The organism is Ruegeria sp. HKCCA0370 (assembly GCF_013033705.1).
Classification (GTDB): domain Bacteria; phylum Pseudomonadota; class Alphaproteobacteria; order Rhodobacterales; family Rhodobacteraceae; genus Ruegeria.
This window is the reverse complement of sequence record NZ_WQEP01000007.1, coordinates 79677-93512: the sequence shown is the minus strand read 5'-3', so window position 1 is coordinate 93512 and position 13836 is coordinate 79677. Positions and strand designations below refer to the sequence as shown.

The 13836-nt window shown below is 57.9% G+C and carries 14 protein-coding genes; 5 read left to right on the top strand and 9 right to left on the bottom strand.

Translation table 11 applies throughout. The annotated features are described in order from the left end of the window. Positions 1–15 precede the first annotated feature (15 nt). The 5 genes from ccrA to GOW31_RS15020 all read left to right on the top strand — a co-directional run bounded on the left by ccrA (position 16) and on the right by GOW31_RS15020 (position 5427). Positions 16–1299, top strand: coding sequence for a crotonyl-CoA carboxylase/reductase (gene ccrA / locus GOW31_RS15040; protein ID WP_170346380.1), 1284 nt, complete (start codon positions 16–18; stop codon positions 1297–1299). Positions 1300–1667: 368 nt separating this feature from the next. Beyond that, positions 1668–2387 carry a LuxR family transcriptional regulator gene (locus tag GOW31_RS15035; protein WP_171171133.1) on the top strand — a complete coding sequence of 240 codons (720 nt, stop codon included), beginning with the start codon at positions 1668–1670 and terminating at the stop codon, positions 2385–2387. Positions 2388–2470: 83 nt separating this feature from the next. After that, the gene (locus tag GOW31_RS15030; RefSeq protein WP_171171131.1) at positions 2471–3109 is read left to right on the top strand and encodes an acyl-homoserine-lactone synthase; all 639 of its coding nucleotides are present in this window, start codon (positions 2471–2473) and stop codon (positions 3107–3109) included. Between the two features lie 60 nt (positions 3110–3169). Beyond that, a complete protein-coding gene (locus GOW31_RS15025; RefSeq protein ID WP_171171129.1) occupies positions 3170–4702 on the top strand; it encodes an ATP-dependent RecD-like DNA helicase in 1533 nt (510 codons plus the stop codon). Then, entirely contained in the window at positions 4699–5427 is a 729-nt protein-coding gene (locus GOW31_RS15020) for an SDR family oxidoreductase (protein ID WP_171171127.1), read from the top strand. The genes GOW31_RS15025 and GOW31_RS15020 overlap by 4 nt, the downstream gene beginning before the upstream one ends. A gap of 3 nt (positions 5428–5430) precedes the next feature. On the opposite strand, the gene GOW31_RS15015 is transcribed toward GOW31_RS15020, so the two are convergent. The 9 genes from GOW31_RS15015 to GOW31_RS14975 all read right to left on the bottom strand — a co-directional run bounded on the left by GOW31_RS15015 (position 5431) and on the right by GOW31_RS14975 (position 13780). Then, a complete protein-coding gene (locus GOW31_RS15015) occupies positions 5431–6198 on the bottom strand; it encodes a TIGR02186 family protein (RefSeq protein ID WP_171171125.1) in 768 nt (255 codons plus the stop codon). 2 nt (positions 6199–6200) lie between these two features. Then, a complete protein-coding gene (locus GOW31_RS15010) occupies positions 6201–7121 on the bottom strand; it encodes a sulfite exporter TauE/SafE family protein (RefSeq protein WP_171171123.1) in 921 nt (306 codons plus the stop codon). Positions 7122–7378: 257 nt separating this feature from the next. Next, positions 7379–8347 carry an ABC transporter permease gene (locus tag GOW31_RS15005; protein WP_171171121.1) on the bottom strand — a complete coding sequence of 323 codons (969 nt, stop codon included), beginning with the start codon at positions 8345–8347 and terminating at the stop codon, positions 7379–7381. After that, positions 8347–9441, bottom strand: coding sequence for an ABC transporter permease (locus GOW31_RS15000; RefSeq protein WP_152456858.1), 1095 nt, complete (start codon positions 9439–9441; stop codon positions 8347–8349). Before GOW31_RS15000 ends, GOW31_RS15005 begins: the two co-directional genes overlap by 1 nt. A gap of 1 nt (position 9442) precedes the next feature. Next, positions 9443–10972: an ABC transporter ATP-binding protein gene (locus GOW31_RS14995; RefSeq protein WP_171171118.1), complete on the bottom strand. Its 1530-nt coding sequence runs from the start codon at positions 10970–10972 to the stop codon at positions 9443–9445. A 95-nt stretch (positions 10973–11067) separates the two neighbouring features. Then, the gene (locus tag GOW31_RS14990; RefSeq protein ID WP_171119679.1) at positions 11068–12066 is read right to left on the bottom strand and encodes a BMP family protein; all 999 of its coding nucleotides are present in this window, start codon (positions 12064–12066) and stop codon (positions 11068–11070) included. A 139-nt stretch (positions 12067–12205) separates the two neighbouring features. Beyond that, positions 12206–12640: an N-acetyltransferase gene (locus GOW31_RS14985; RefSeq protein ID WP_171171116.1), complete on the bottom strand. Its 435-nt coding sequence runs from the start codon at positions 12638–12640 to the stop codon at positions 12206–12208. Further along, the gene (tsaB, locus tag GOW31_RS14980) at positions 12637–13227 is read right to left on the bottom strand and encodes a tRNA (adenosine(37)-N6)-threonylcarbamoyltransferase complex dimerization subunit type 1 TsaB (RefSeq protein ID WP_171171114.1); all 591 of its coding nucleotides are present in this window, start codon (positions 13225–13227) and stop codon (positions 12637–12639) included. Before tsaB ends, GOW31_RS14985 begins: the two co-directional genes overlap by 4 nt. Then, on the bottom strand, positions 13217–13780 hold the full coding sequence (locus GOW31_RS14975; protein ID WP_152456863.1) for a NifU family protein: 564 nt from the start codon (positions 13778–13780) through the stop codon (positions 13217–13219). Before GOW31_RS14975 ends, tsaB begins: the two co-directional genes overlap by 11 nt. Positions 13781–13836 lie beyond the last annotated feature (56 nt).

Genomic DNA, 13836 nt, shown 5'->3' with positions numbered 1-13836 from the left:
ACAGAGGAGGCCGGCATGGCTTTGGACACCGAAAGTGGTATCGCGTCGTACGAGGCACCTGAAAAAGATCTGTATGAAATGGGTGAAATCCCACCCATGGGATATGTCCCAAAGCAAATGTACGCTTGGGCCATCCGCAAAGAACGTCATGGTGAGCCGAACACCGCCATGCAGCAGGAAGTTGTGGATGTTCCGACCCTGGACAGCAACGAAGTGCTGGTTCTGGTTATGGCCGCAGGGGTCAACTACAACGGCGTCTGGGCCGCTCTGGGTCAGCCGATCAGCCCGTTTGACGGCCACAAAGCACCCTATCACATCGCGGGTTCGGATGCGTCGGGCATCGTTTGGGCCGTTGGCGACAAGGTGAAGCGCTGGAAAGTTGGCGATGAAGTTGTGATCCACTGCAACCAGGACGACGGCGATGACGAGGAATGCAACGGCGGTGATCCGATGTATTCGCCCAGCCAGCGAATCTGGGGCTATGAAACACCGGATGGCTCGTTCAGCCAGTTCACCCGCGTGCAGGCACAGCAGCTTATGCCGCGCCCCAAGCATCTGACATGGGAAGAAGCGGCGTGCTACACCCTGACGCTGGCAACCGCGTACCGGATGCTGTTTGGCCACGAACCGCACGATCTGAAACCGGGTCAGAACGTCCTGGTCTGGGGTGCGTCGGGCGGTCTGGGGTCCTACGCGATCCAATTGATCAACACAGCAGGCGCAAATGCGATCGGTGTGATTTCAGACGAAAGCAAGCGTGATTTCGTTATGGGTCTGGGCGCCAAAGGCGTTCTGAACCGTCGTGATTTCAACTGCTGGGGTCAATTGCCCACGGTCAACACACCGGAATATGCCGAATGGTTCAAAGAGGCCCGCAAATTCGGCAAGGCGATCTGGGACATAACCGGCAAAGGCAACAATGTTGACATGGTGTTCGAACACCCGGGTGAAAGCACTTTCCCAGTGTCGACCTTCGTTGTGAAAAAAGGCGGTATGGTCGTGATTTGCGCCGGAACATCGGGTTTCAACTGTACATTCGATGTGCGCTACATGTGGATGCACCAAAAGCGTTTGCAGGGCTCGCACTTTGCTCATCTGAAGCAGGCGGCAGCCGCGAACAAGCTGATGGTCGAGCGCCGCCTGGACCCCTGCATGTCCGAAGTGTTCACGTGGAATGACCTGCCCGAGGCCCATATGAAAATGCTGCGGAACGAGCACAAGCCGGGCAATATGTCCGTTCTTGTTCAGGCGCCGCGTACGGGTCTGCGTACCCTCGAGGAAGTCCTGGACGCAGGCTAACAACCCGCCAGGGTTGTAGACAAAAAACGCCCGCGAATCACCTTGCTGGTTCGCGGGTGTTTTGCGTTTTTCGGGCCTCTGACGATCTTTCAAATGCTTGCATTTTTGCCCATCGCTATTTTTGGGGAGTAGAAACCGGCGAATAGGCTGAAAAAGATCATACATGTTATGGTTGTGTTAACCCTTCGTTAACTGTTTCAGAGAGACCCTGATGGCGCAAAATGAGTGGATATTGGACGTATTGTCGGATCTCAATGCTTTCGCCGTTGCGAATGGTTTGAGCGCGCTTGCAGAGCAGCTTGATGACACAAGACTGATCGCGGCTGCCGAGATTGCGTCCTTGAAGAACGAGGTACGGGCGCCCGCGGATGGCAACGAAGGTCGATTTGGGTCAAATCCTTCAGGATTTGGAAAACACCAACACGCTTGAAGAACTCAGCGCCGTAGCTGAGCGTTTGCGGGACGCGTTGAAGGTCGAGCACCTGACGTATCACTGGGTTGACGGTGCCGGAGATCAATACGGCTACACCACCTATTCAGACGCCTGGGATGAGCGCTACAGGGAAAAAAACTATCACCGTATCGACCCTGTGATCTTAGGGTGTTTCCAGCGGTTTCACCCGGTTGACTGGAAGTCGCTGGATTGGTCCGGCAAGGTGGCAAAGGCCTTCCTTCTGGATGCGCAAAACCATGGCGTTGGAAATCAGGGGTATTCCATCCCAATTCGGGGTCCAAATGGTCAGTTCGCACTGTTCACGGCCAACCACAGTTGTGATGATCAAACCTGGAAGAACTTTGTCTCGGCTTACGGGCGTGATTTGATTCTTGTTGCGCATTACATAAATCGCAAGGCGCTGGAGTTTGAAAAAGACAGGCAGCCGGACTGCCCGCGCAGCTTGTCGCCAAGGGAAATCGACGCGATCACACTTTTGGCGTTGGGATACAGCCGCGCCCAAGTGGCCCATTCCCTGACGATTTCTGAGCATACGTTGCGCGTTTACATTGAAAGCGCGCGCTCAAAGCTGGGCGCACATAACACAACCCACGCAATCGCCACGGCACTCAGCCGGGGATTAATAGTGGTTTAAGAGGCGAACGGCCTCCACACGCAAAATTAACCACGACTCTGTACTTCCTTCGTTCCTGCACAGGACGACAAGGGGAACAAGTCATGTTGCGTTATCTATATGCCGATGAGTTACACAGATTTCCGACTCTGGCAGAGGGGATGTTCAAAGATCGTGCGGATCAGTTCAAGACCAGGTTGGGGTGGGATGTCCACGTCAACGAGAAGGGCGAAGAACGGGACGAATACGATGATCTCAATCCGCTTTATGTCATCTGGGAAGAGCCGGATGGCAGCCACGGAGGGTCGATGCGTGTATTGCCTACGACCGGTCGGGTGATGATCAATGAGGTTTTTGGTCATCTGAATGGCGGCAAGCCGATTTGCAGCCCCCTGATCTGGGAGGTCACCCGGTTCTGCCTGTCCCGAACAGCCAGCCCGCATACTGCCGGCGCCATCATGTTGAGCGGCGGTGAAATGATGGAAGGTTTCGGCCTGACGCATATCGCCGGCGTATTCGATGCAAGGATGATCAGAATCTATCGCCTGATCGGGTCCTCGCCCGAGGTTCTGGGAACCCAGGGCAGCGGACGCGATCAGATTTCAGTCGGATTGTGGCCCTATTCCGCGGACGACTGCAACCGGGTGGCCGAGCGTGCGGGCATCCCGCGTGATCTGTCTCGGATGTGGTTCAAGGCCGCATTCGGGCCGAAGAGACAGCACCGGTTCGCCCTGTCCGCTTAAGTGCCGGAAAACGCCAATCCACATCTGGTGGTGGTCGGCGCGGCCCTGTAGGGTCGCGCCATGTCCTTGCCGAATGTAACGTTCTCAGATGATCAGGCCGCCGCATATGATAGCATCGCCGAGATGCTGCGGGCAGCGGGTGTTGATCTCGAAGATGATGCCCTTCTGAAACTGCCAGGCGCAGGAAAATCAGGTGTGATGGCCGTGATCGGCAAGGCTGGTTCGGGCAAAACGCTGCTGTTGGCCGAGCTGTACAAGGCACTGGCAGAGACGGGTGTTCAGATCGTGTCCGGCGATTATGAAAGCCGCAAATCGAAAGACAAGCGCAGCCTTGCTATCCTGGCCCCGACGAACAAGGCTGCAAGCGTTCTGCGATTGCGCGGCGTGCCTGCGACCACGATTCACCGCATATTGTACACGCCGGTCTATGATCCGGAATACGAGCGTATCGCGGAATGGCTGGCCGGCAATGACGAACGCCCCGATATCGAAGGTTTGACGGATGAAGCCTTGGATCGTGCAGCTGCTTTTTATCAAAACAACAAATCTATCCCCGGGGCGCTGGCCGCCGCCGGTTTGCGAGGGTCGGATTTCATCACCGGGTGGAAGCGCCGTGACGAACCGCTGGATATCGGGTTCGTCGACGAGGCGTCGATGCTGGATGACCGCCAGTTCGATGATCTCAAGGAGATTTTCCCGACCCTTCTGTTGTTCGGCGATCCGGCTCAGTTGGCACCGGTAAATCAGTCTGGCAGCATGGTGTTCGAGGCATTGCCCGAGCCCAGGAAGCTGACACTTCAGCGCGTGCACCGCCAGGATGCAGACAATCCAATTCTGGATCTTGCGCATGCGCTGGCTGACCCGGCAATGGGCTTCGAGGATTTCGAGCGACTGATCGAAGAAACAGCCCGTCGGGATGATCGGGTTGTCTGGGGCCAGCGGGTTGAGGTCGATCTGATGGCCCGAAGCCCGGTTCTCGTCTGGCGCAACGCCACGCGCATTCGTTTGATACAGGCCTTCAGGCAAGTTCACGGCGCACCGGATACGGAATTGCTGGAAGGTGAACCGCTTATTTGTGACGGAATCGAATTGCCCCTGAAACATCGCAAGAAACGGCTGGACCTTGAGGCGCGTGGGCTGATCAAAGGAGCTCAGGTGGTATATCTGGGGCCGGGACGAAAGCCGGGGTTCTCGCGTCTTCACGTGATGGGGGCCGAAGACCCGCAGGTCAGCGCCGCGTCCATTGTTCAGATCGAAAAACCGGATGAGGAAGAGCCGTTTATTCCCTACGCTGCCCGCATGGGGGCGACCTTTTTGCACGGGGCGGCCGTCACGATCCACAAGGCGCAGGGGTCACAATGGGATACTGTTCAAGTGTTCGCTCCGGATCTCTATGCCGCCGCTCGCATGGGCCGGACCGAGGCCGGGCAGCCATTGTGGAAGCGTTTGGCATATGTCGCGATCACGCGCGCGCAAGAGCGGCTGATCTGGGTGGTGCGCAATCGCCTGTCGAAACCCACGCACCCCCTGCGTGTGGATGACTTGAGGGCGATTCCGGCGGCTTCGCTGAAATTGGAGGCGGAAGAGACATGAAATCCATCATCGTAACGGGTGCCAGTTCAGGTATCGGCCGGGCTACGGCCCTGCTGTTTCTGTCCCAAGGGTGGACGGTCGGGCTGTTGGCGCGCAGCAAGGACAAGCTGGAAGCTCTGGCAAAAGAGCATCAGGCAGCCATCGTCCTGCCTGCGAATGTGACCGACCCGAATGCGGTTGAACGGGCTTTTCGGTCTTTTACAGACCGCACCGGGCGGCTGGATGTTCTGTTCAACAACGCCGGGATCTTTGCGCCGGGCGGCACGATCGACGAGATCGCTCTGGACGATTGGTATCAAAGCGTCAACGTGAACCTGAACGGCATGTTCCTCTGCGCGCGCGAAGCCTTCAGAATCATGCGTCACCAAAACCCGCAGGGCGGCCGGATCATAAACAACGGCTCGATAGCGGCACATGTTCCGCGCCCAAATTCGGTACACTATTCGGCCACAAAGCACGCCATTACAGGGCTGACGCGCAGCCTTTCGCTGGATGGGCGTCGCTTTGGAATTGCCTGCGGGCAGATCGATATCGGAAATGCGCGCACGCAGATTGTTCAGGGCCTTGGGGACGCCGCGCAAGCCGCGGGCGAGACACCAGACCCGACGATGGCCGTGGAAGACGCCGCGCGTTCGGTCCTGCATATGGCAAGCCTGCCGCCCGAGGCCAACGTGCAGTTCATGACCGTCATGGCCACGACCATGCCCTATATCGGCCGAGGGTAACGGTTACTTTTCTCGCAACAGCCGGAAGGCTGTCGAGGCGCCCCAGCCTGCCGCAATCGCTATGACCAGCGACATCAGGCCGTACCAGACGGGCTGCTGGCGGGACATATTGTACAAAAAACGTTCCAGGCCGACTTTCCGGACATCAATGATCGCTTCATATTGCGAGACGACCTCTCCGCCACGGGTGAGAAAAATCCGGGCGGAATAATCGCCTTCGGTCAGGTCGGCGGGCATATCGATCGAGGTGCGGAACAGGGTCTGTTCATCCACTGCTACGGTGTTTTCGCGGATCGAATACAGTTGTTCGTGTTCTCGAATTCTTATTACGGCGTCTGCAAAATCCTGTGCGCCCCGGATATGCATCGCGGCACCGACCGAGCGGATCGCGCGTTCGATCGAAATCCGGTAACGCAGGTCTTCGGTGTCGGACAGGATGTCGTCAAAGGGTCCGCTGGTTGCAACGGCGTAAAAGCTGGGTGCAAGGTCGACAAGAACACTGTCGGTGTTCACCCAGATCCCAAGCTTGCGTTCCTTGCGTCGCACGGTGACAGGCTCGGACGGACCCGCAACCGCGACGATGACTTCGACCGGAGGGCCGGAAGGGATTGGGGTTTCCCGCTTGATGGCCCCAAAAATCAAAAGTTCCGATCCGTCGAATGTCGCGGTGATGGCAACCCGGTCCTGGCTGAGACCAAGAACAACCTGTTCTTCCGCTGCCGAAGCGGGCGTGCAGAACAAGCACAGGGCGGCGATAAGCGAACGCAGCATCCTCAGTGCCCTCCGCCGTTGCCAAGCGAGTAGAGCTCGGCGGGTTCGATAAGCAGATCAAGTGCAAGCTTGCCACATACGGCCAGCACCAGAGCGGCAAGCAGCACGCGCAATTGTTCCGCCGGCATTCGGGCTCCGATCACGGTTCCGATCTGGGCGCCAATGACGCCGCCCACCAGCAACAAGACCGCCAGAACAACATCAACCGTATAGTTGGTGGTGGCGTGCAGCATCGTGGTGAAGGCTGTCACAAAGATGATCTGAAACAGCGACGTGCCGACAACGACCTTGGTCGGCATACCCAGCAAGTAGATCATGGCAGGGACCATGATAAAGCCGCCGCCAACGCCCATGATCGCCGACAAAACCCCAACGCACAGACCGACCAAGGCCGGCGGGATGACCGAGATATACAGGCCCGAGGTGCGAAAACGCATTTTGAAGGGCATGGCATGGACCCAGCCCCGCTGCCGGCGCTTGGCAGGGGCCGCGCCGCCTTTCTTGGCTTTACGCAGTGCCCTCAGGCTTTCGACAAACATCAGGCTGCCAATGACGCCAAGAAAAACAACGTAACAGAGTGTCACCAGCAGATCGACCTGACCCAGGCTTTTGAGATAGTTGAAGACAACCACGCCCAAAGCGGCCCCAACAAGCCCGCCAACCAGCAATACCGTTCCCATTTTGAGGTCCACGGTCTTTCGTCGGAAATGTGCCAGAACTCCGGAAAAGGATGATGCGACGATCTGATTGGCTTCGGTAGCAACAGCCACCGCCGGCGGAATACCGATGAAGAACAGCAGCGGGGTCATCAAAAAGCCGCCACCGACACCGAACATTCCGGACAGGATGCCAACCATGCCGCCCAACCCCAACAAGAGAAAGGCGTTTACTGAGACTTCGGCGATGGGAAGGTATATCTGCATGGGCTCTTCTAGTCGCACTGAGTTGAGAGGCGCAACGCCATAGCGTCGCATTCGCCTAAATATTTAAAAATTTGAATGTGACTAATCGGCACATACGACCAGACCTGCCTGTTTGCGCTGATCGGGTCTGCGGACAACTGCCAGTTTGCAGGAAGGTACACACTCATACCCTCTTAGAACGGTTGCGGCATGCAAAATCAACTCTGCATGCCGCTCCGCAGCGAACAGGACTGAAACTCAGTTCGGAACTGGCCTTATCAGCGCTCTTTGACGTAGGGTTCTCCGCCTGCCCGAGGTGGGATGGCTTTGCCGACGAAGCCGGCAAGGATCACCACCGTCAGAATATAGGGCAGGGCGTCCATCACCTGCACGGGAATCACGACGCCACCCAGGTCGATATTTTGGAACCGCAGCGCGATCGCTTGCAGCAGACCAAACAGCAAGCAGGCCCACATGGCATGCCACGGGCGCCACTTGGCAAAGATCAGAGCGGCCAAGGCGATAAAGCCACGACCGGCGGTCATTTCCTTGACAAACCCTGCCTGCAATGCCGTAGCCAGATAGGCGCCTGCAATACCGCACAGCACACCACAGATGGCGACAGCGGCGAACCGCAGGCCAACCACCGAGACACCGGCGGTGTCCACTGCGGCCGGGTTCTCACCCACCGCCCGCAGGCGCAGACCGAACCGGGTGCGATACAGAAGCCACCAGGTGGCCGGAACCATCAGGAACGCGACATAAACCAGGATCGAGTGGCCCGAGAGCAATTCGGAATAGATGGGACCAACAATTGGCACACCGCTGAGGGACTCGGCGAATGGGAAGTTGATCGGTTCGAACCGGCCCCCGCCAAACAGGGACGGTGTACGACCACCTTGCTGAAACCAGCTTTGCGCGACCAGGACGGTCAGGCCCGAGGCCAGAAAGTTGATCGCCACGCCCGATATCAACTGGTTGCCCCGGAAGGTGATCGACGCCAGCCCGTGCAGGCCCGACAGCAACAAAGAGGATGCGATACCAGCCAGCAGGCCCAGCCAAACCGACCCTGTGACAGCTGCGATTGCAGCCGAAAAGAACGCTGACATCAACATTTTGCCTTCGAGGCCGATGTCGAAGATCCCGGCCCGTTCCGAAAACAGACCGGCCAGACAGGCAAGCAGCAGTGGCGTGGACAGGCGAATGGTCGAATCCAGAACCTGAATGAGGGTTACGAAAAATTCCATCACTCAGCCCTCTTCCGCATACCCAGGAAAAGTTTTTCAAGCGGCATTCGCACCATGTTGTCCAATGCGCCGGTGAACAGGATGACCAGGGCCTGAATGACCACGATCAGTTCCCGCGGAATCGAAGCCCACAGCGCCAGCTCGGCACCGCCCTGATACAGAAATCCGAACAAGAGCGCGGCCAGAAACACACCAAACGGATGTGAACGCCCCATCAGAGCCACGGCGATGCCAATGAAACCCGCGCCCTCGGTCGAGTTCATAACAAGTCGCTCGGCTTCGCCCATGACATTGTTGATGGCCATCAGCCCTGCCAGCCCGCCGGAAATCAGCATCGCGACAATCGTGATGCGCACAGGTGAAATACCGGCATAGACAGCGCCGGTCTCGGAATGGCCGTAAGCCCGGATTTCATAACCCAGACGCGTGCGCCAGATCAGCGCCCAGACAACCACGCAGGCAAGCAACGCGATGAAGAAGGTGATGTTCGCAGGGGCGCCGCGGAAAACAACGTTCTCTGCGGTCGAGAACATCTCCTGGAAAGAGGGCAGATGCACGCTTTCAGAGAACCGCGCGGTGGCCGGATCCTGCGACCCTTGGGGCCGCATGACATTGACCAGCATGTAATTCAGGAAAGCAGCGGCGATGAAGTTGAACATGATCGTGGTGATCACGATATGGCTGCCACGCTTTGCCTGAAGATAGGCCGGAATGGCTGCCCAGAGCGCGCCGAACAGCATCGATGCCGCACAGGCGGCAAGCAAGGCAATGCTCCAATGCGGCCAGTCGACATAAAGACAGACCATGGCCACGCCCAGCCCGCCCAGCATCGCCTGACCTTCGCCCCCGATGTTGAACATACGGGCATGGAAGGCGACGGCCACCGCAAGACCGGTAAACATGAAGTTGGTCGCGTAATAGAGCGTATAGCCCCAGCCATAGGTCGATCCCAGCGCACCAGTGACCATCAATTTGACGGCCTCGACAGGGTTTTCGCCGATGGCGAGGATGACCAGCGCCGAAAGGATTGCGGCCAGTATCAGACTGATCAGGGGGATCAGAATGACATCGGCCCATTTAGGCATTTTTTCCATGTTACGCGGCCTCTCCCGCAACACCGGCCATCAGAAGGCCCAGTTCTTTTTCATCTGTCTCATGGGGCAGGCGTTCTCCCATGATATGTCCGTCAAACATCACCGCGATCCGGTCCGAGAGCGAGAAGATTTCTTCCAGTTCGACCGATACCAGCAGGATTGCCTTGCCCTGATCACGCAGCGCGACAATCTGTTTGTGAATGAACTCGATGGCGCCGATGTCCACGCCCCGCGTGGGTTGCCCGACCAGCAGCAGGTCGGGGTTGCGTTCAATCTCGCGGGCGACAACGATTTTCTGCTGGTTGCCGCCCGAGAAACTCTTGGCTGCCAACCAGGGATTGGGCGGGCGGACGTCGAATTTCTCGATCTTGGCTTCGGTATCGGCGCGCAACGCCGCGTTGTCCATGAAGATACCGCGTTTATAGGCCGGGTCGCGGTGATACCCGAAGGCCACGTTTTCCCAGGCGTGGAAGTCCATGATCAGGCCTTCGCGCTGCCGGTCCTCGGGCACGTGGGCGATGTGATGCGCGCGGCGGGCCTGACCATCTGATCCGGCCCCACTCAGTGCCAGCGGTTCGCCGTTCAGCTTGATCGAGCCCTGCCCAGGGCGCATTCCACCAAGAACTTCCAGCAGTTCGGATTGACCATTGCCGGCCACGCCGGCGATGCCGACGATCTCACCTGCGCGCACGGTCAGGTCGATGTTTTTGACCCGTTCGACGCCCGCCGAATCAAAAACGCTGAGATTTTCGATCTCGAGAATGGGTTTGCCGGGCGTCGCGGGCACTTTGTCGACTTGCAGCAGAACCTTGCGGCCGACCATCAGTTCGGCTAGCTCCTCGGGGCTGGTCTCGGATGTCTTGACCGTGGCCGTCATTTGCCCGCGCCGCATAACCGATACCGTGTCGGTGTTTTCCATGATCTCGCGCAGTTTGTGGGTGATCACGATGACTGTTTTGCCCTCGGACCGCAGTCGGTCGAGAATGCGGAACAGCTGATTGGCTTCGGCTGGGGTCAACACGCCGGTCGGTTCGTCCAGAATCAGAATTTCGGCCTTGCGGTACAGCGCCTTCAGGATCTCGACCCGCTGCTGCATCCCCACGCCGATCTCGTCGATGCGCTTGTCGGGATCGACGAACAGTTCGTATTCTTCCTCGAGCTCTTTCAGCTCTTTGCGGGCTTTTGCCAGTGATGGCGCCAGCAACCCGCCATCCTCGGCGCCCAGTACGATGTTTTCTAGTACGGTGAAATTTTCCACCAGCTTGAAATGCTGGAACACCATCCCGATGCCCGAGGCGATGGCCGCCTGGCTGTCTGGGATGTCGGTCTTGGTCCCATTGATCCAGATCTCACCTTTGTCGGCTTTGTAAAAGCCGAAGAGAATGCTCATCAACGTGGATTTGCCTGCGCCGTTTTCACCGATGATCCCATGGATCGTACCGGGTGCAACGCTGATCGAGATGTCTTTGTTGGCCTGAACTGGCCCAAAGGCTTTGGATATCCCTTTGAGCTCAATGGCTGGGACGGTCATGTCTTGCCCTCAACTGCCGAGAAACCCATCCGGCTGTCCGCCAGGATGGCGAAGTGGGTGGCGAGGCGGAAGGCACTCTCCCGCCCCGCGCGTTATCAGAACTGCAGCGCCGGGCAGCTGTCGTTCTCGTAATAGCTTACAACATTGATGTCGCCGTTGATGATCGCCTTGCGGGCTTCGTCTACGGCGTCGCTCATGCGAACCGAAACAAGCTCTTTGTTGTTTTCATCCATAGCAACGCCGACCCCATCTTCGGCCAGACCCATGATGAAAACGCCGGTTTCAACGTTTTCGCCTGCTTTCATCGCTTCATAAACCGCGACGTCCACACGCTTCAGCATCGAAGTCAGAACTTTGCCTGGGTGCAGGTGATTCTGGTTGCTGTCCACACCAATCGACAGGATGCCCTCGTCAGCCGCAGTTTGCAGAACGCCAACGCCGGTTCCGCCGGCCGCAGCGTATATCACATCAGCGCCCTGGCTGATCTGCGCTTTTGTAAGCTCCGAACCTTTTACCGGATCGTTCCAGGCAGCAGGCGTTGTTCCTGTCATGTTGGCAACAACATTGATGTCTGGGTTCACGGCCTTAGCGCCCTGGGCATAGCCGCATCCGAAATGGCGAATCAACGGGATGTCCATACCTCCGATGAAACCAACGGTGCCGGATTTCGACGCCATGGCGGCCATCATCCCGACCAGGTAGGACCCTTCGTGCTCGGCAAAGCCAATCTGGCGGATGTTTGGAGCGTCCAGCCAAGTCACGTCAACAGCGACGAATTTGGTGTCGGGGTAATCACTTGCAACAGCCGCCAGGGCGTCAGCGATTCCGAACCCCATGGTGATGATCGGATTTGCACCGGATTCCGCAAACCGGCGCAAGGCCTGTTCGCGCTGCGGTTCTGCCTGAATTTCGATTTCCAGATACTTGCCGCCGGTTTCATTCGCCCAGCGCTGCGCGCCGTTATAGGCGGCCTCGTTGAAGGACTTGTCGAACTTGCCGCCCAGGTCAAAGATCACCGCCGGTTCGGCCAGAACCGCTCCGGCTGACATTGCGACGGCAGCGGCAGCACCCATCAAGGATTTCATCAGGGTCATTTCAGTCTCCCAATTTTATTTTGTTGGCACAGGGTCAGATTAGCCCCGTTCACCCACTTTTAGCGAGCATAACTGTTGTGATGGCGGGTATTAAGGGGGTTTGCAACCACCATGGTCAACTGAATTCTGACCAAATGGTCTAAAAAACGGGCGATTGCCGTAGGGGCAGGCGGCATTCCATTACGAGTGCATCAGTTTTCTGGCCCGTTTCGCGTGCATAGTACGCCCTGCGCAACCCGCACTGCCGATATCCGCATCGATTGTACAGGGAAATGGCCGCAATGTTGTCGGCCGCGACATCCAGAAAGGCACGCGTTGCCTGCAAATCGATCGCTTGATCATGCCATTCCTGCATGAGACGAAGTGCCAGGCCCTGCCTTTGAAACGAAGGGTGGGTTGCAATTGTCAGCAACTCGGCTTCGCCCGCAATCACCTGAAACAGTGCAAAGCACCGGGAATCTCCGACGGCATGAGTAAAGCGGTTTTCAAGAAGGGCGGCGAATTCATCTTCTGTCCAGCCGCGCGAGTGCGAAAACGCTGCGGCATGGGTCGATGCCATCTCGTGCGGTGTCATTCGTTCAGCAGAACAGGGGGGGTATCGCGGGACGGAGCCGCGTCGGCGGGCCTTACGTATAAAGGTGCAGGCGGCAAGCTGGTACGATCCCAGCGCCGCGCGGCCAGCCGGGCGATGGCTTGTGCCAGCAAGGCAGGGTCAGAGCAGGAATACAACGGCCCGCCAAGTTCCGCTTCGGCCCGAGGCAAGAGACACGGATCGGCACCGGGCATTTTCACATAAACCTGGTCGCGCGGGGCAGGGATCGCCGGTATCTGCCCGTCTTCCGCCAGCTCACGCAAGGCATCGAAGCCGGAAACTCCGACCGCAGGGATTTCCAGCCCAAGTGCAAGACCCCGCGCGGCCGAAACCGAAATACGGATGCCGGTGAAGTTCCCGGGCCCTATCCCAACGCCGATCGCGTCCAAACCGGCCCAATCACATCCGGTTTCCGCCAGAACGTCTTCCAACAGCGGAATCAATCGTTCGGCTTGTCCGCGTGACATTGCTTCGGCACGAGACGTCACGATTTCGCCATCGCGCAACAAAGCGGCCGCGCAATGCGCGGCCGATGTGTCAAATGCCAGAATCGTCGGGTTAGACGGCAACAGGGCGAACCTCGGTCACTTCCGGAATGTAATGGCGCAGAAGGTTTTCGATACCCATCTTCAGGGTCAATGTCGAAGACGGGCAACCCGCGCAGGCCCCCTGCATGTGCAGATAGACCACGCCGCGATCAAACCCGTGGAACGTGATATCACCCCCATCCTGAGCCACGGCAGGACGCACACGGCTGTCCAGCAAGTCCTTGATCTGGTTGACGATATCAGCGTCCTCACCAGAGTGCTCGGCATGGCCCGAGGCCCCGGCGGAATCTGCGCCCATAACAGGCTGGCCGGATTGATAATGCTCCATCACTGCGCCAAGAATGGCCGGTTTGATGTGGTCCCACTGAACGTCGTCCGATTTGGTGACGGTGACAAAATCGTTGCCAAAAAACACGCCAGTCACACCATTGACCGCAAATATGCGTTTGGCCAGAGGGGATTTTTCGCCCGCTTCCGCAGTTGGGAAATCCGCTGTTCCAGCTTCCAGCACCGTTTGGCCGGGCAGGAATTTCAACGTGGCCGGATTGGGGGTGGATTCGGTCTGGATGAACATGAGGGCGCTCCGTCTGATGTGCTTCTGATATGCGCGCAGGCGCACGGGAAGTCAAG